Annotated in this window: 13 protein-coding genes; 4 read left to right on the plus strand and 9 right to left on the minus strand. The window is 70.6% G+C overall.

Annotated elements, in window-relative coordinates:
• Window positions 1-94 precede the first annotated feature (94 nt).
• Genes ACA089_RS09775 through ACA089_RS09790 form a run of 4 tightly spaced genes read left to right on the plus strand, consistent with a single transcriptional unit; the run spans window position 95 to window position 7714 of the window.
• Window positions 95-2836 (plus strand): hypothetical protein, encoded by a 2742-nt coding sequence (locus ACA089_RS09775; protein WP_372016290.1) that lies wholly within the window; start codon window positions 95-97, stop codon window positions 2834-2836.
• Between the two features lie 27 nt (window positions 2837-2863).
• Entirely contained in the window at window positions 2864-4564 is a 1701-nt protein-coding gene (locus tag ACA089_RS09780; protein ID WP_372016293.1) for an aspartate:alanine exchanger family transporter, read from the plus strand.
• Between the two features lie 23 nt (window positions 4565-4587).
• Window positions 4588-5991 (plus strand): OprD family outer membrane porin, encoded by a 1404-nt coding sequence (locus tag ACA089_RS09785; protein ID WP_372016295.1) that lies wholly within the window; start codon window positions 4588-4590, stop codon window positions 5989-5991.
• 43 nt (window positions 5992-6034) lie between these two features.
• Window positions 6035-7714 carry an aspartate-alanine antiporter-like transporter gene (locus tag ACA089_RS09790; protein WP_372016298.1) on the plus strand — a complete coding sequence of 560 codons (1680 nt, stop codon included), beginning with the start codon at window positions 6035-6037 and terminating at the stop codon, window positions 7712-7714.
• Between the two features lie 37 nt (window positions 7715-7751).
• On the opposite strand, the gene ACA089_RS09795 is transcribed toward ACA089_RS09790, so the two are convergent.
• The 9 genes from ACA089_RS09795 to ACA089_RS09835 form a co-directional block, all read right to left on the minus strand.
• Window positions 7752-9923 (minus strand): catalase, encoded by a 2172-nt coding sequence (locus ACA089_RS09795; RefSeq protein WP_372016301.1) that lies wholly within the window; start codon window positions 9921-9923, stop codon window positions 7752-7754.
• 132 nt (window positions 9924-10055) lie between these two features.
• Window positions 10056-10619 carry a hypothetical protein gene (locus ACA089_RS09800; RefSeq protein WP_372016303.1) on the minus strand — a complete coding sequence of 188 codons (564 nt, stop codon included), beginning with the start codon at window positions 10617-10619 and terminating at the stop codon, window positions 10056-10058.
• A gap of 143 nt (window positions 10620-10762) precedes the next feature.
• Window positions 10763-11221, minus strand: coding sequence for a hypothetical protein (locus ACA089_RS09805; RefSeq protein WP_372016306.1), 459 nt, complete (start codon window positions 11219-11221; stop codon window positions 10763-10765).
• 109 nt (window positions 11222-11330) lie between these two features.
• On the minus strand, window positions 11331-12059 hold the full coding sequence (locus tag ACA089_RS09810; RefSeq protein WP_372016309.1) for an HAD family hydrolase: 729 nt from the start codon (window positions 12057-12059) through the stop codon (window positions 11331-11333).
• A gap of 142 nt (window positions 12060-12201) precedes the next feature.
• On the minus strand, window positions 12202-12549 hold the full coding sequence (locus ACA089_RS09815) for an EF-hand domain-containing protein (RefSeq protein WP_372016312.1): 348 nt from the start codon (window positions 12547-12549) through the stop codon (window positions 12202-12204).
• 188 nt (window positions 12550-12737) lie between these two features.
• Complete coding sequence (locus ACA089_RS09820) at window positions 12738-13151, minus strand: hypothetical protein (protein ID WP_372016315.1); 414 nt, start codon at window positions 13149-13151, stop codon at window positions 12738-12740.
• A 57-nt stretch (window positions 13152-13208) separates the two neighbouring features.
• Entirely contained in the window at window positions 13209-13400 is a 192-nt protein-coding gene (locus ACA089_RS09825) for a CPXCG motif-containing cysteine-rich protein (RefSeq protein ID WP_372016318.1), read from the minus strand.
• A complete protein-coding gene (locus ACA089_RS09830; RefSeq protein WP_372017745.1) occupies window positions 13400-14089 on the minus strand; it encodes a M15 family metallopeptidase in 690 nt (229 codons plus the stop codon). The genes ACA089_RS09825 and ACA089_RS09830 overlap by 1 nt, the downstream gene beginning before the upstream one ends.
• A 58-nt stretch (window positions 14090-14147) precedes the next feature.
• Entirely contained in the window at window positions 14148-15722 is a 1575-nt protein-coding gene (locus ACA089_RS09835; protein ID WP_372016321.1) for a serine hydrolase domain-containing protein, read from the minus strand.
• Window positions 15723-15754 lie beyond the last annotated feature (32 nt).

The raw sequence follows: 15754 nt of genomic DNA on the forward strand, positions 1-15754 counted from the left end.
GCGCTGGGGGTGTCGTCCTAGCTTTCTGCTGGATTCCCCCCTTCACGCCGCGTGCACGCCCCGCGGCGCGTCGCCCATCCCAAGGAGCAGAGCCATGAGCCAGGATCCCACCCTTTCCAACGTACTGGTCGCAGCGTCGCTGCGCACCGACCAGTGGCGGCAGCTCAACGCCGCCGCCCGCGCCTGGGCCACGGCGGGCGATGCCGCGCGCGGTGCCGCGCGCGCCGAGTGCGCGAAGCAGTTCGACGCCGCGACCCGCCTCGAGTACTGCTGGGCCTACCCCGGCGAGCGCCTGCTGGCCGCGCTGCGCGACGCGCTCGATGCGTCCGACGCCGGCCTGTTCGCGCGGCTGGTGCAGAAGGTCTCCGGCGCGCTGCTGTCGGGCGACTACCGGCGCGACGAGGCGGCCTGGGACACCTCGGATGCCGCCGACCGCGCGGTGCTCGACGCGCTGCCGCCGGACGTCACCGGCACCGCGGACAAGCCCTACTTCGAAGTGCTGGTGGTCACCCCCAGCGACCCGTCGCAGTGGCTGCGGGCGAAGGAAGAGATGCGCCGGATGCAGCGCGCCGACGACGCCTTCCGCTACGCGGCGGTGCACGTGGGCAGCCTGGAGGACGCGCTGCTGGCGGTGATGGTCAACTTCGACCTGCAGGCGGTGGTGCTGATCGACGGCTTCGGCTTCGCCTCGCGCCACGACGTGCCCGACCTCAGGGCCTTCCTGGCCCGCCATTTCGAGGCCCGCCAGGGCGACATCGCGCCGGGCGCGCTGGCGACCGCGCTGGCCGGGAAGATCAAGGACTACCGGCCGGAGCTGGACCTGTACCTGCTCTCGGACCGCGCGCCGGAGCAGCTGGCCGGCAGCGAGGACGCCGCGCCGATCCGGCGCATGTTCCACCACGTCGAAGAGCCGATGGAGATCCACCTGGCGATCCTGGACGGGCTCAAGGACCGCTACGAGACGCCGTACTTCGACAACCTGAAGAAGTACGCGCTGCGTCCGATCGGCACGTTCCACGCGCTGCCCATCGCGCGCGGCAAGTCGATCTTCGGATCCAACTGGATCCGCGACATGGGCGAGTTCTACGGCACCAACATCCTGTTCGCCGAGTCGTCGGCCACCACCGGCGGGCTGGACAGCCTGCTCGAGCCCACCGGCAACATCAAGCGCACGCAGGAGGCGGTCGCGCGCGCGTTCGGCGCCAAGCGCGCCTACCTGGGCACCAACGGCACCTCGACCTCCAACAAGATCATCGTGCAGGCGGTGTGCAAGCCGGGCGACATCGTCATCGTCGACCGCAACTGCCACAAGTCGCACCACTACGGCTTCGTGCTCAGCGGCGCGCAGCCGTACTACGTCGAAGCCTTCCCGCTGACCGAGTACTCGATGTACGGCGCGGTGCCGCTGCGCACGATCAAGCAGGCGCTGCTCGACTGCGCGGCCGCCGGGAAGCTGGACCGGGTCAAGGCGATCGACATGACCAACTGCACCTTCGACGGGCACATGTACAACCCGCGCAAGGTCATGGAGGAATGCCTGGCGATCAAGCCGGACCTGGTGTTCCTGTGGGACGAGGCCTGGTTCGGCTTCGCCCGCTTCAACCCGTTGCACCGGCGCCGCACCGCGATGGGCGCGGCCGCCGCGCTGACGCAGCGCTACCGCAGCGCGGCCTACCGCGCCGAGTACGAGGCCTGGGCCAAGGATGCGCCGGCGCTGGACCCGAAGGATCCGGGGGCGCTGGACGCGCGCCGGCTGCCCGACCCGGACAAGGTCCGCATCCGCGTCTACCAGACCAACTCGACCCACAAGTCGATGTCGGCCTTCCGCCAGGGCTCGATGATGCTGGTGTGGGACGACGACTTCCACAAGGTCCAGGGTCCGTTCCAGGAAGCGTTCCTGGCGCACACCTCGACCTCTCCGAACCTGCAGCTGATCGCCTCGCTGGACCTGGCGAGGCGGCAGATGGAGCTGGAGGGCTACGCGCTGACCCTGAAGATGACCGACCTGGCGCTGCGCCTGCGCCAGTCGATCAACACCCATCCGCTCATCTCGAAGTACTTCCGCGTGGCTACGCCCGAGGAAATGATCCCGGCCGAATTCCGTCCCTCCGGACTGAAGGACTACGGCCCGCCGAACGCGAGCTGGGCGCAGACGGCCGAGGCCTGGGACGAGGACGAGTTCGCGCTGGACCCGACCCGCCTGACCGTGGTCTGCGGCGCGGCCGGATTCGACGGCACCCAGTTCAAGGGCATGCTCGCCGAGCGCTTCGACATCCAGATCAACAAGACCTCGCGCAACAGCATCCTGGTCCAGACCAACATCAACAACACGCACAGTGATGCGGCTTTGCTGATCAAGGCGCTGGCCGACCTGTCGCGCGAGATAGACGCGCGCCTGTCGCAGGAGAGCCCGGCCGGCAAGCAGGTGTTCACGGACCGGGTCACCTCGCTGATGACCGACGTGCCCGACCTGCCCAACTTCAGCCGCTTCCACGACGCGTTCCGCGACGACCCGGCCGCCCCGAGCAACGAGGGCCACATGCGGCCGGCGTTCTTCATGGCCTACGACGAGGACAACTGCGAGTACGTCAAGCTGCATAGCGCCGACGTCGACGCGCGCCTTCGCGACGGACCGGAGATGGTGTCGGCCAATTTCGTCATCCCCTATCCGCCCGGCTTCCCGATCATGGTCCCCGGCCAGATCATCACCGCCGACACGATCACCTACATGCGCAAGCTCGACGTGAAGGAGATCCACGGCTACAACGCGGCGCAGGGCATCAAGCTGATCAAGCCGTCCGCACTCGCCGGACGCCGCGCCAATTCCCAGCAGTAACCACGCCTGACTTCCGGAGACGCTGTCATGCAGGCTTTCTTCCAGTTCCTGGCCGACAACCCGTACATCCTGCTGTTCTTCACGGTGGGCATGGCGGTGGTCGTCGGCAAGTTCGCGGTCAAGGGCTACGGCCTGGGCATGGTCGCCGCGGCGATCGTGGTCGGCGCCGGCCTGGCGACTTGGGCGTCGGTGTACGGCGTCAAGATGCAGCTCGACAACTTCGCCAAGTCGCTCTTCTACTACCTGTTCATGTACGGCGTCGGCCTGCGCGTGGGGCCGGCGTTCTTCAACGCGCTGAAGAAGGACGGCATCACCTTCACCATCCTCGCGGTGGTCTGTTCGTTCCTCGGCCTCGGCCTGGTGGTGCTGATGTCCGGCTGGCTGGACCTGCCCGCGGGCGCGGCCGGCGGCGTGCTGGCCGGTTCGCAGACCATGTCCGCCGCGATCGGCACGGCGGAAATGGCGGTTACCCAGGGCGCCTACAAGCTGCCCGAGGGCACCACCGCCGAACAAGTGTCGGGCATGATCGCGCTCGGCTACGGCGTGACGTACATCTGGGGCACGGTCGGCATCATCCTGGTATGCAAGTACCTGCCGCGCTGGTGGGGCGTGGATGCGCGCAAGGCGGCCAAGGAGTACGAGCTGGCCCACGGCGTCAAGAACGTCGACGACGCCGCACTGACCGGCTACCGCGGCGGCGGCCTGCGTGCCTACCGCCTGGAGAACCCGGCGACCGCCGGCCAGACGATCGGCCAGTTCCGCAGCAAGTATCCGCAGTACCGCATCGTCAACATCCGTCGCGGCGAGGAATCGCTGGGTGCCGACGCGGCGCTGCTGCTGCAGAGCGGCGACGTGATCGCGCTCGGCGGCCGCCTCGGTGACCTGACCGAGAACCTCGGCCTGATCGGTACCGAGGTGGACGATCCCAAGGCGCTGGCGGTGCCGCTGGACCAGGCCGAGATCGTGGTGACCGAGAAGAGCGCGGTCGGCAAGCCGCTGAGCGCCCTGGCCGCCGAAGGGTTCGCCGGCCAGCTGCAGGTCACCCGCATGGAGCGTTCCGGCGAGCCGTTCCCGGTCGGCCGCGACACCGAACTCAAGCGCTTCGACGTGCTGCACGTGACCGGCCTCAAGGGCGCGGTGGACAAGGCCGCCGGCCTGCTCGGCAAGATCGCGCGGCCGAGCACCTCCACCGACCTGCTGACCCTGTCCGGCGGCATGGTGCTGGGCCTGCTGATCGGCAAGATCAACGTGCCGGTGGGCGATTTCAGCGTGGGCCTGGGCAATGCCGGCGGCCTGCTGCTGTCGGGCATCTTCGTGTCCTCGCTGGTGTCGCGCCTGCGCTTCTTCGGCAGCACGCCGAACGCGGCGCGCAACATCCTCGAGGACCTGGGCCTGGTGACCTTCATCGCCATCGTCGGCATCAATGCCGGCGCCACCCTGCTGGAGCAGCTGACCGGCGCGATCGCGCTGAAGATCTTCCTGGCCGGGTTCGTCGCCAGCACGGTCCCGCCGTTCGTCACCTGGGCGGTCGGCTACCACATCTTCAAGATCAACCCCGCGGTGCTGATGGGCGGCGTGGCCGGTTCGCGCTCGCATTCCGGCCCGGCGCGCGAGGCGGCCAAGGAGATCGACAGCAGCGTGCCGTGGGTCGGGTTCCCGGTCGGCTATGCCATATCCGGGGTGCTGTACACGGTGTTCGGCTACTTCGCGATGGTGCTGTCGCAGTAGGCGACGGCCCGGAGGAGAACGACATGGACATCACGCTACCCCGTCACCGGCGCCGGAACGGAACGGCGCTCCTCGCCACGGCGGCCGGCTGCCTGCTCGCAGGCGGGCTGGCCCTGCCCCTGGCGGCGGCCGCGCAGGTCGCCACCCAGGCGCCCGAGCCCGAGGCGCTCGACGAACTGGAGGTCGACCTGGCCCCCAGTTCGGTCGAACAGGGCCAGACGCCGATGGACGAGAGCTTCGGCCCTTCCCGCCAGGAGTGGATCCGCGAGACCCGGCGCAAGGCGTTCGAGGACACCAAGTTCGACGTGCAGGCCCGCACCTTCTACCTGGACCGCGACAAGTACGACAACAGCGAGATGGAGGCCTGGGCGCTGGGCGGGTCGGCCGGCCTGAAGACCGGCTACTTCCGCGAGATCTTCGCCTTCGGCGCCACCGGCTACACCTCGCAGAAGCTGTACGGCCCGGACGACAAGGACGGCACCGGGCTGCTCGCACCCGGGCAGGAAGGCTACACCGTGCTCGGCGAGGTCTACGGCGAGTTCCTGCTCAACCAGGACACCCGCCTGACCCTGGGCCGGCGCGCGTTCGACACGCCGTACATCAACAAGAACGACGCGCGGATGACGCCCAACACCTTCCAGGCGGCGGTCGTGCAGGGCCTGTACGGCGACAGCAAGGACGGCGGCGAGTGGCGGGTCGGTGGCGGCTACTTCGACAAGATCAAGGAGCGCACCTCCGAGGACTTCGTGTCCATGGCCAAGGACGCGGGCGCACCGGCCGGCGTCGAGCGCGGGGTCTACACCCTCGGCGCCAACTATGCGCTGGGCGACCTGTCGGTCGGTGCGATCGGCTACTACAGCGACGACATCATCGGCATCTTCTACACCGAGGCCCGCTACGCGTTCGCCCTGTCCGACGACTGGAAGCTGCGCACCGCCCTGCAGTACAGCGACCAGTCGAGCAACGGCGACCAGCTGCTCAAGGGCACGCGCTTCGACTCCAACCAGTGGGGCGCCAAGGCCGAACTGGTGCACGGCGGCGCGCTGTTCACCGTGGCCTATACCGATGCCGGCGGCAACGCCAACATGCAGAACCCGTGGAGCGGCTACCCGGGCTATACCAGCGTGCAGGTGGAGGACTTCAACCGCGACGGCGAGTCGGCCTGGATGGCGCGCGCCGGCTACGACTTCAAGTCGGTGAAGGGCCTGGGCGTGTACGCGCTGTACGTGGACGGCAGCGATCCCAGCTCGCCGACCGACTACGCGCGCGAGGAAGCGGACTTCAACGTGCAGTGGAAGGCGGCCGAAGGCCCGCTCAAGGGACTGATGGTGCGCCTGCGCTACGCGCAGGTGTCCCAGGCCGACCCGGCCAGCGACGACCTGAAGGACCTGCGGATCATGGTCTTCTACGACCCGCCGTCGCTCTGACGACGGCCTGACGCCAGCAAGGGGAACCGCGCCCGTGGAGTGGATGAGCTCGCTGCTGTCCCGCTATCCGGAAATGGGCGTGTACCTGGCCCTGGCCATCGGCTACTGGGTCGGCACGCGCAAGGTGCGTGGCTTCACCCTCGGCGGCGTCACCGGCTCGCTGCTGGCCGGCATGCTGATCGGCGCGCTGTTCGAGGTGCCGGTCTCGGCCACGGCCAAGTCGGTGGTGTTCCTGCTGTTCCTGTTCGGCATCGGCTACGAGGTGGGGCCGCGCTTCGTCTCGGCGATGAAGGGCGACGGCTGGCGCCTGGCCGTGCTGGGCGCCTTCATGCCGGCGGTCGGCCTGCTGGTGGCCTGGGCGATCGCGGTCGCGCTCGACCTCAACCCCGGCATGGCCGCCGGGATGCTCTCCGGCGCGCTGACCGAGTCGCCCGCGATGGGCACCGCGGCCGAGGCGATCCGCGCCCTGCCGCTGGACGAGGCCACCCTGCGCATGTACGAGGCGCACATCGGCGTGGCCGACGCGGTGTGCTACGTGGCCGGGGCGCTGGGCGTGATCCTCACCTGCACCGTGATCGGCCCGGCCCTGCTGCGCGTGGACCTGGTGCAGGACTCGCTGGCCCTGGAGCGGCGCTACGGCATCATGCGCACGCGCAACGGCATCGCCTCGGCCTGGCAGCCGTTCGAGACGCGCGGCTACCGGGTCGCGGCGGCGGCGCCGATCGTCGGCCGCACCGTCGCCGAGGCCGAGCGCGTGGGCGACGGGATGCGGCTGTTCATCCATCGCATCCGTCGTGGCGACGACCTGCTCGAGCCCCTGCCCGGGATGCGGATCGAGCCCGGCGACCTGCTGGCGATCAGCGGACGCCGCGAGATCCTGGTCGGCTACATCGGCGAGCGGGCCGAGGAGGTCGACGACCGGGCCCTGCTCGACATTCCAACGGCCGCGCACGAGGTGTTCATCAGCAAGGGCGAATGGACGCGCCGGCCGCTGGAGGACATCGCGGGCCTGGACGAGGCCCGCGCGGTGTTCCTGCGCCGGGTCATGCGCCGCGGCCAGGAGATCCCGGTGGGCACGCGCACCGAGCTCGAGCGCGGCGACGTGGTCCTGCTGACCGGTCCGGAGGCGGCGGTGCTGCGCGCGACTTCGCGCCTGGGCGAACTGGTGCAACCCACCGACGCCACCGATTTCGTGGCGGTGGGGACCGCGATCTTCGCCGGCGCGGTGTTCGGCGCCGTGGTCGCCGTGCCGGTGGGCGGCATCACCATCACCATCGGCACCAGCGTCGGCGCGCTGCTGGCCGGCATCGTCACCGGCCACCTGCGCGTCCACCGCCCGCTGTTCGGCCGGGTGCCCGACAGCGCGGTCAAGTTCATGCAGTCCTTCGGCCTGGCCGGCTTCGTGGCGATGGTCGGGCTGGGCGCCGGACCCCACTTCCTGCCGGCGGTGCGCGAATCGGGACTGGGCCTGCTGCTGGGCGGCATGGTGGTGACCATGGTCCCGCTCATGAGCGGGCTGTGGTTCGGCCGCTACGTGCTGAAGATCGATCCGATCCTGCTGCTGGGCGCGATCTCCGGCGCGCAGACCTTCACGGCCGGCCTGGCCGCGCTGCAGGAAAAGAGCGGCAGCGCGATCGCGGTGATCGGCTATTCCGGATCGGTCGCGGTGGCCCACGTGTTCCTGACCACGTGGGGCAGCGTGATCGTGCTGCTGGTGAGCTGAGCGGCGCCGGGGTCCCCGGCGCACGTGCATCCGCCCGTCAGGCGAGCTGCCGCAGCTTCGGCTCGCGGTCCCACTGGCGCACCGCGGCGGCGGCCAGGAAACCACGCACGTCACCGGCATCCACGATTGCCGCGTCGGGTTCGACATTGGCCCTGGCCAGCAGGGGAGCGGCGCCCTCGTCGTGCGCGATCGCCTTGAGGTGGGCGAACGCGAAGGCGACGAAGTCCACCGCCGCGCTGTCCCTGGCCAGACGTGCGCCCGCCGCGGGCGACAGCACCACCGCGACCGCGTCGAACACCACCGATGGCGTCCCGGCGAGCTGGCCATCGGCCGGCTGCCGGCGGCCATCGGACAGCACCGCACCGCCGAGTTTCGGCGCGACCAGTTTCACCGTCGCACCGGCATCCCTGGCGGCGGCGGCGATCGCGCGGAGCGTGCGCGCGTCGGAACCTTCATCGAACAGGATGCCGATGCTGCGCCCTTCCAGCGTGGCGGTCGTGCGGCCTATGACGCGGACCTCCGGCGCGGGCGGCATCGGCTGCGCGGGCACCGCGCTCTGTGGCGCCGGCGGCAGGGTATCCAGGCCCAGGCCGTCCGCGACGCGACGCGCGAGGTCGGCATCGATGTGGCGCAGGTGGCCGACCATGCGCTCGCGCACCTTCGGCGTCTCGACCTTGGACAGCTCGAACACCAGCGCCGAGGCCAGGTGCGCCTGCTCGGGCGCTTCCAGGCTGGTGAAGAACATCCGCGCCTGGCTGTAGTGGTCGGCGAAACTCTCCGGGCGCACGCGGCCCTTGGCGCCGTCGTCCGGCGCGGTGGCGTGGTGGCGGAAGCCGCTGCGGCGGTCGGCGCGCGGGCTGTCTTCCTGGAGCGAACTGGGTTCGTAGTTGACCCGGCCCCGATGCACCTGCATCTGCATGTGGCCGTCGCGCTGGTGGTTGGCGAACGGGCAACGCGGCTGGTTGATCGGGATCTGCTGGAAGTTGGGGCCGCCCAGGCGGATCAGCTGGGTGTCCAGGTAGGAGAACAGCCTCCCCTGCAGCAGCGGGTCGTTGGAGAAGTCGATGCCGGGCACCAGGTTGGCGGGGCAGAACGCCACCTGCTCGGTCTCGGCGAAGAAGTTGTCCGGGCAGCGGTCCAGGACCATGCGGCCGATGATCTGCACCGGCACCAGCGCCTCGGGGACGATCTTGGTCGGGTCGAGGTGGTCGAACGGAAACTCCGCGGCCTGTTCCTCGGTGAACAGCTGCACGCCCAGCTCCCACTCCGGGTAGGCGCCGGCCTGGATCGCCTCGAACAGGTCGCGCCGGTGGTAGTCGTTGTCGGCGGCCTGCAGCTTCATCGCCTCGTCCCACACCGTCGACTGGAGGCCCAGCTTCGGCCGCCAGTGGAACTTCACGAAGGTGCTGTTGCCGGCCTTGTCCAGGAAGCGGAAGCTGTGCACGCCGAAGCCTTCCATCATCCTCAGCGAGCGCGGGATGGTGCGGTCGCTCATCGCCCACATGACCATGTGCATCGACTCGGGCGTCAGCGAGATGAAGTCCCAAAACGTGTCGTGGGCGGCGGTCGCCTGCGGGAAGCCGCGGTCGGGCTCCATCTTCACCGAGTGGACCAGGTCCGGGAACTTCATCGCGTCCTGGATGAAGAACACCGGCACGTTGTTGCCGACCAGGTCGTAGTTGCCCTGGTCGGTGTAGAACTTCACGGCGAAGCCGCGCACGTCGCGCGGGGTGTCGACCGAGCCGGCGCCGCCGGCCACGGTGGAGAAGCGCGCGAACACCGGGGTGCGCACGCCGACCTCGGTGAACAGCCGCGCGGTGGTGTAGCGCTTCAGCGAGCGGGTTAGCTCGAAGTAGCCGTGCGCGGCGCTGCCGCGGGCATGGACGATGCGCTCGGGAATGCGCTCGTGGTCGAAGTGGGTGATCTTCTCGCGGAGGATGAAATCCTCCAGCAGGGTCGGGCCGCGCGGCGTGGCGGTCAGCGAGTTCTGGTTGTCGGCGACCACCACGCCCTGGTTGGTGGTCAGTGGCGGATGGCTGCCGCCGGCCTGCTGCTGGAGCTCGTCGCCGGCGCCACGCGGACCGCCCGCATCCGGGTCGGCCGCGGCGCGCCGACCGGTGGTGCCGGGCGCCTTGGGCTTAGCGTCCGTGGGCGTGCGATCGGGCTGGCGCCCCGGAGCGGTGGCGGTGGGCGTCTTGCGGCTGGCCATTGGCGGAGTCCTTGCTGTAACGGATCAGGTCGATGATCCGTTCGGCCATGTCGTCCACGCGTGTGGCGTGCGTATGGCCAGCGTGAAACCGGTCGCCAACGCGCCCACGTGCGCGAACGTGGGCGCGGAACGTCAGCGCGCCGGATCCGCCTCGGCCCTGGACCGCTCGCGGCGCTCCAGTGCCCGCGACATCGCCGCGTCCGGTTGCAGCGGGATGGCCCAGCGACGGTAGCTGTCGGCCAGTGCCAGGCGCACGCGCGCATGGAGAGCGGATGCAGGATCCTCCTCCTGGAAGCCGGCGGCGACCTGCTCCCAGGTCGCGTCCGGGCCGGCGAGCGTGCGTGCGCGCACGACGCTGCGGCAGGTCGCCATCGCGGCCCGTGCCATGAAGCAGGCGAACCAGGCGTCTCCCCCTCCCCATCCGGGCTGCTCCAGCAGGCCCAGGACGTATGCGCGCGGCACGCCGGCGTAGCGCTCGAGTTCGTCGGCGAACGCGTCCGGGTGGCGGGTCGCATAGGCGTCGATGTCGGCGAGCCGGCGGTCAAGCCAGGCGTCGCCGGTCGCATGCGGACGGGGCGTGTCGCCCTCCGCGGCGGCTGGCGTCGTCTGGGCGAACGCGGTGGCACCCGCCAGCGCGAGGGCGAGCCCGAGCATGCCGCCAAAACCGTGCCGGAGCAGGGAGGATGCAGGGCGCATGCGGCGATTCTGCCGCAGCCCGCCGGCGCTGTCAGGCACGGGCGGTGGCCGGCGGGTCGGCCGCAGGCGTGCGGATGCGAGAACGCCGACCCCGGGCGGGGGTCGGCGTTCTCGCGGGGACACCTTGTCCGTCGATGCGCGGGTCAGTCGTCCCAGCCGCGGCCGCGATGGTGCTTGTCGTGGCCCTTGCCCTTCTTGCCGTGATGGCGGTGGCCGTCGTGCCGGTCGTAGCGGTCATACCGGTCGTCGTAGCTGACGCGATAGTGCGGCCGCGGCGCGGGGTGGTAGTGGCGCGGCGGCGCGTAGTAGCGCGGGGCCGGCCGGTAGACCACCACCGGACGCGGCTCGTAGCGGTAGTACACCGGGCGGCGCCAGCGGTCGTACTCGACCACCACCGGCTGGTAGTAGCCGTCGTCGTAGTAGTAGGGACGGCCGCTGCGGAAGATCAGGTCGGCGACATCGACCAGCACGCGGACCTGGACATCGGCGGCCTGGGCCTTCGGGGCGGGCAACAGGGCGGCGGCGCCGGCCAGCGCGGCAGCGAGCAGCGCACCGCGGGCCCAGCCGGTGCGTTCGGAGCGAAGGGAGGTGGTGACATTCATGGCAGCGCTCCGGTGTGGACGTTGCGATGACGTTGCGATTTTCGGAGTGAACCGCAATTTAACCCGGCCGCATGTAACCGTTACCGGATTCGCCGCACCGTGGAGACATTCAGCGAGCGTTTCGAACGCCGGTCACGATTTCACGGACCGCCGCCGGCAGCTGGCGGGGCGACTCGACCGAGCGCACGCGCGGATGCGCTTCGGCCAGTCCATGCTCGGCCTCGTGCGCCCAGGTGATCGCATAGGGGATGTGCACGCCCCAGCCACCGAGCCTGACGACCGGCTCGATGTCCGAGCGCAACGAGTTGCCGACCATCACGAACTGCGCCGCCTCGATCCCTAACTCGCCGAGCACCCGCGCGTAGGTCTGCGGATCCTTCTCCGACACGATCTCGATGCGGGGAAACAGGTCGGCCAGGCCCGAGCGGGCGATCTTCGCCTCCTGGTGGAACAGGTCGCCCTTGGTGATCAGCACGACCGGGAGCTCGGCGGCGATGTCCGCGACCGCGTCGCGGATGCCGTCCAGCAGTTCCACCGGGTGCTGCAGCGTGGCGCGGCCGATCTCCACCACCTGCTGCAGGTCGCGCGCACCGATCCGTCCCCCGGTCAGCTCGATGGCCGCCTCGATCATCGACAGGGTCATGCCCTTGACGCCGTAGCCGAACACCTTGAGGTTGCGGCGTTCGACTTCGAGCAGGTGGCGCAACGTGCCGGCGTCATGCAGGTCGATGTAGCGGCCGACGATGTCTTCGTACTGCTTCTCGGCGGTGCGGTAGTAGTCCTCGCTGCGCCACAGGGTGTCGTCGCCATCGAAGCCGACCAGGCGGATCTCGTGCATGGGAAAACCTGCTGCCGGGGGAGCGGCAGGATACCAGCGCACCACCGGCGCCCGTACGGCCCGCGGCCCGGTGGTGGGCGGTGGCCGGACAGCGCACGGGCGGGCCAGGGCCCGCCCGTGCGCCACGCGGCCGTGCGCGGGTTTACGGCGTGGTCGGCGTGGTGGCCTGGCGCTTCTGCACGAAGCCGCGGTACTCGTCGGCGGTCAGTTCGCCGTTGGCGTCGGCATCGGCATCGGCATAGACGTTGCTCAGGCCCGCATGCCGCTGGGCTTCCTGCTTGCTGAGGGTGCCGTTGCCGTCGGCGTCCAGGTCGGCCCAGCTCAGGCCCTGGCCGCCGGCCGTGGATTGCGCCGGTTGCTGCTCGGCGGCGCCGGTGGCCTGCGGGGACTCGGCCCGGGTCGCCGAGGTGTCCTGCTGGGCGAACGCCAGCGGCGCGGTGGCCATGCCAAGGATGAGAAGACCGGTGGTGAGTCGCTTCTGGGTATTCATGGCTTGCTCCTGCATCGGATGGGGGTACTCGTGAGATGCGCTCGGCAGTCACGATTACGACCCTGCTCCGCCCGCCATGAACCGCGCTTGCGCGGCGATCCGCGCATGCACGCGGCGTTAACCACGTCCACTCCGGCAGGCGCTACCGCGCTGGTTAGCCTGCCGTCTGCGGCAGGTGAGCGGACGGTTCAATCGACCGGTGTATCCGGTTTCGGCGGCTCCGGATGGCGCGCCGCCGCGTGCGCGCCGGCCAAGCGGTGGCTGAACAGCCACCAGCCCGCCACCGTGCCGGTCATCGCGCCGATGATCTGCAGCAGCACGCGCGTACCCAGGAAATCCGGATCGTGGATGCCGGCGAGCGCGAGCCGGGCGTACAGCGGCGACTCCAGGCGAGAGATGCCCAGGTAGAACAGGTTCCAGCTGTCCACGCCCGCCGCGACGGCGACCGCGATCGCCGCACCCCAGCCCACTGCATGGGCCACGGTGAGGCCGCTGCGGCGGCAGATCCATGCCCACAGCGCATAGACGGCCACGCCGATGAGGAACGCGATCAGTGCGGCTTCGAGGGCGCCGGGCAGGCCGGTGTGCAGCGGAAGGTTCATCGGGCGATGCGGCGTGGATGGACGGCCAGTCTAAACGGCGCCGGCGGCGTCGATGGCTCAGGCCTCGTCCTCGCGCCGCACGCGTGCGCGCACGCCGCCCGTGGCCTCGTCGACCCGGACGGCCACCGCGATGGGCCGGCAGCACACCTGGCAGTCCTCGATGTAGTCCTGGTCGCCGGCGCTGTCGTCCACCGCCAGCTCGATGGGCTCGCCGCAATAGGGGCAGTGCAGGTCCAGCCAGCGGGGCATCAGCGCACCGGGAAGTCGTAGGCCGTGTCCGGGTCGGGCTCCGGCCTGAGGGTGAAGTGCCACCATTCCATCGGATAGTTGGCCAGTCCCTGCGCGGCCATCGCCCCGCGCAGCCGGTCGCGGTTGGCGCGCTGGACCGCGGACACCCGGGGATCGTCGGTGTGGGCGAGCGGATCGAAGAAGTCGAAGCGCGTGCCCATGTCCAGCGGCGCGCAGCGTCCGTCCTGGCAGCGCACCAGGGTCAGGTCCACCGTCGCGCCGCGGCTGTGGCCCGAGGTCTCGGCGATGTAGCCGTCGGTCAGCCGGGCCTTGTCCACGTTCGGGTACCAGCGCGCCTTGAGCGCCGGGTCGTCCGGCACTCCGACCCAGCGCATGAAGCTGCGCACCGCGTGCGCCGGCCGGTAGCAGTCGTAGATGCGCAGGCCCAGGCCTTCGGCGCGCAGCGATGCCTGGACCCGGGCGACGGCGTCGGCGACCGGCGCGAGCAGGTAGCAGCGGTTGGCTTCGTACCCGGGCACCGGCGCGCCCGTGAAGTTGTCGCTGCCGGCATAGCGCAGGTCCACCTCGACGTCCGGGGCGAGCGTGCGGATGTCGACCATGCCGGCCGCCGCGGCGTCGGCCGCGGGAGAGAGGCGCGGTGGTCCTGCGGCATGCGCCGCCGCGGCCAGCAGCGCAAGCGCCGGCAGCAGCCACGTTGCCGCGGCGTGGCCGTTGCGCCGCTGGCGCCGGCCGTGCCGCGCCAGCGGCTCAGGGACAGTCACGCAGGCGGTGGAAGGCCAGGTCGGCATAGTCGTAGCTGAAGTCCGCCTCGGGATCGACGTGCGAGACCGTCAGGGTAGCGCCGTCGCCGGAACCGGGGGAAGGCGGGTGCAGCCAGGCCTCGGCATCGACGCTGTCTTCGTCCCAGTCGACCAGCCAGCGCCCGCCGACGCGCATCAGCCGCCCGCGCATCGAGGGCGAGCGCGCGGAGGCGAAGGAGACGCCGCGTCCGCGCGGGCAGATCGCGACCTCGCCGAACCACGGGTCGCGCCACACGCCGAGCAGCGCGGCGGCTTCTGCGGCGCCGGCGGCCCGGCGCGCCGAGGTGTCGGGCAGCGGCTCGGCGGCCTTGCGCAACGCGCGTTCCCGGTCGAGCAGCGCGGCGTAATGGGCCACGTCGTGGCCGGCGGCCGGATCGGTGTAATGCTCCAGCAGCACCTGGCCCAGCGCGGTGCGCGCGGCTTCGCCTTCGCCGTTGGCCAGGATGACGATGCCGGCGCGCCGGTCGGGCAACAGGATGACCGAGGAATACATCCCCGTCAGGGTGCCGGTATGGGCGACCTTCCATTCGCCATCCACGTCGGACAGGCGCCACCCGTAGCCATAGGCGGAAAAATGGCTGTTGTCCCACTGGCGCATGCGCTCGCTCACCGGCATCGGCATGTGCGCGGTCCACACCGCGCGGCGCTGGGCCGGCGACAGCCACGGATGGGCGGGATCCAGCCACATGCCGACCCACGTCAGCATGTCGTCCATGCCGCAGCGGATGCCGCCGGCGGCCATGGAGGTGATGTCGGGCACGACGCCGGCGGCGTCGACGCGCTCGCCGACCGGCAGGTTGCGGCCGTCCACGCGGCGGTGCGGCCTGGCGACGCTGCCGGCCTCGTCCAGGCGCCAGGCGCCTACCCGGCAGCCGTCCATGCCCAGCGGCCCGAACAGTTCGCGCCGCACCAGCTCGTCGTAGGGAATCCCGGCCGCCGCCGCGGCGACCTCGCCGGCGACCACGTACAGCAGGTTGTCGTAGGCGTACTCCGAGCGGAAGCTGCCGACCGGCTCGAGGTGCGCCAGGCCGGCGATGATGTCGTCGCGGGTGAACGTGTTCGGCTCCGGCCACAGCATCAGGTCGCCGGCGCCCAGGCCCAGCCCGCTGTTGTGGATCAGCAGGTCGCGCACCTGCATCTGGGCGGTCACCCACGGGTCATGCATGCGGAACCGCGGCAGGTGCCTGGTCACCGGATCGTCCCAGCGCAGCTTGCCCTGGTCGACCAGCCGCGCGAGCACCCCGGCGGTCATCGCCTTGCTGTTGGAGGCGATCTTGAACAGCGTGTCCGGCGTGATCGCCTGGCCACTGCCGGCGGACAGTTCGCCGCGTGTTTCCACCGCGACGATCCGGCCGTCCTCGACCACGCCGACCGCGATCCCCGGCAGGCCGTAGCGCTGGACGGTGTCGTCGACCGCGCGGGCGATCCGGGCGCGGTCGCCGTCCGACGCGCGCGCGGGCGTGCCGGCGCCGAAAAGAAATGCGGCCGACAGTGCGGCCGCCAAGAGGAGGGAACAACGCATGTCAGGCTCCGCGGTTGGCTGCCGGGCGCGCG

The sequence above is a fragment of the Pseudoxanthomonas fibrivorans genome (genome assembly GCF_041464125.1).
In the GTDB taxonomy this organism is placed as follows: Bacteria; Pseudomonadota; Gammaproteobacteria; order Xanthomonadales; family Xanthomonadaceae; genus Pseudoxanthomonas.

Bases quoted from the DNA above. Each gene is read 5' to 3' on its own strand.
- ACA089_RS09795 (WP_372016301.1), bottom strand. From the start codon at position 9,923: ATGGCCAGCCGCAAGACGCCCACCGCCACCGCTCCGGGGCGCCAGCCC.
- ACA089_RS09805 (WP_372016306.1), bottom strand. From the start codon at position 11,221: ATGAATGTCACCACCTCCCTTCGCTCCGAACGCACCGGCTGGGCCCGC.
- ACA089_RS09800 (WP_372016303.1), bottom strand. From the start codon at position 10,619: ATGCGCCCTGCATCCTCCCTGCTCCGGCACGGTTTTGGCGGCATGCTC.
- ACA089_RS09835 (WP_372016321.1), bottom strand. From the start codon at position 15,722: ATGCGTTGTTCCCTCCTCTTGGCGGCCGCACTGTCGGCCGCATTTCTT.
- ACA089_RS09790 (WP_372016298.1), top strand. From the start codon at position 6,035: ATGAGCTCGCTGCTGTCCCGCTATCCGGAAATGGGCGTGTACCTGGCC.
- ACA089_RS09815 (WP_372016312.1), bottom strand. From the start codon at position 12,549: ATGAATACCCAGAAGCGACTCACCACCGGTCTTCTCATCCTTGGCATG.
- ACA089_RS09775 (WP_372016290.1), top strand. From the start codon at position 95: ATGAGCCAGGATCCCACCCTTTCCAACGTACTGGTCGCAGCGTCGCTG.
- ACA089_RS09820 (WP_372016315.1), bottom strand. From the start codon at position 13,151: ATGAACCTTCCGCTGCACACCGGCCTGCCCGGCGCCCTCGAAGCCGCA.
- ACA089_RS09825 (WP_372016318.1), bottom strand. From the start codon at position 13,400: ATGCCCCGCTGGCTGGACCTGCACTGCCCCTATTGCGGCGAGCCCATC.
- ACA089_RS09810 (WP_372016309.1), bottom strand. From the start codon at position 12,059: ATGCACGAGATCCGCCTGGTCGGCTTCGATGGCGACGACACCCTGTGG.
- ACA089_RS09780 (WP_372016293.1), top strand. From the start codon at position 2,864: ATGCAGGCTTTCTTCCAGTTCCTGGCCGACAACCCGTACATCCTGCTG.
- ACA089_RS09785 (WP_372016295.1), top strand. From the start codon at position 4,588: ATGGACATCACGCTACCCCGTCACCGGCGCCGGAACGGAACGGCGCTC.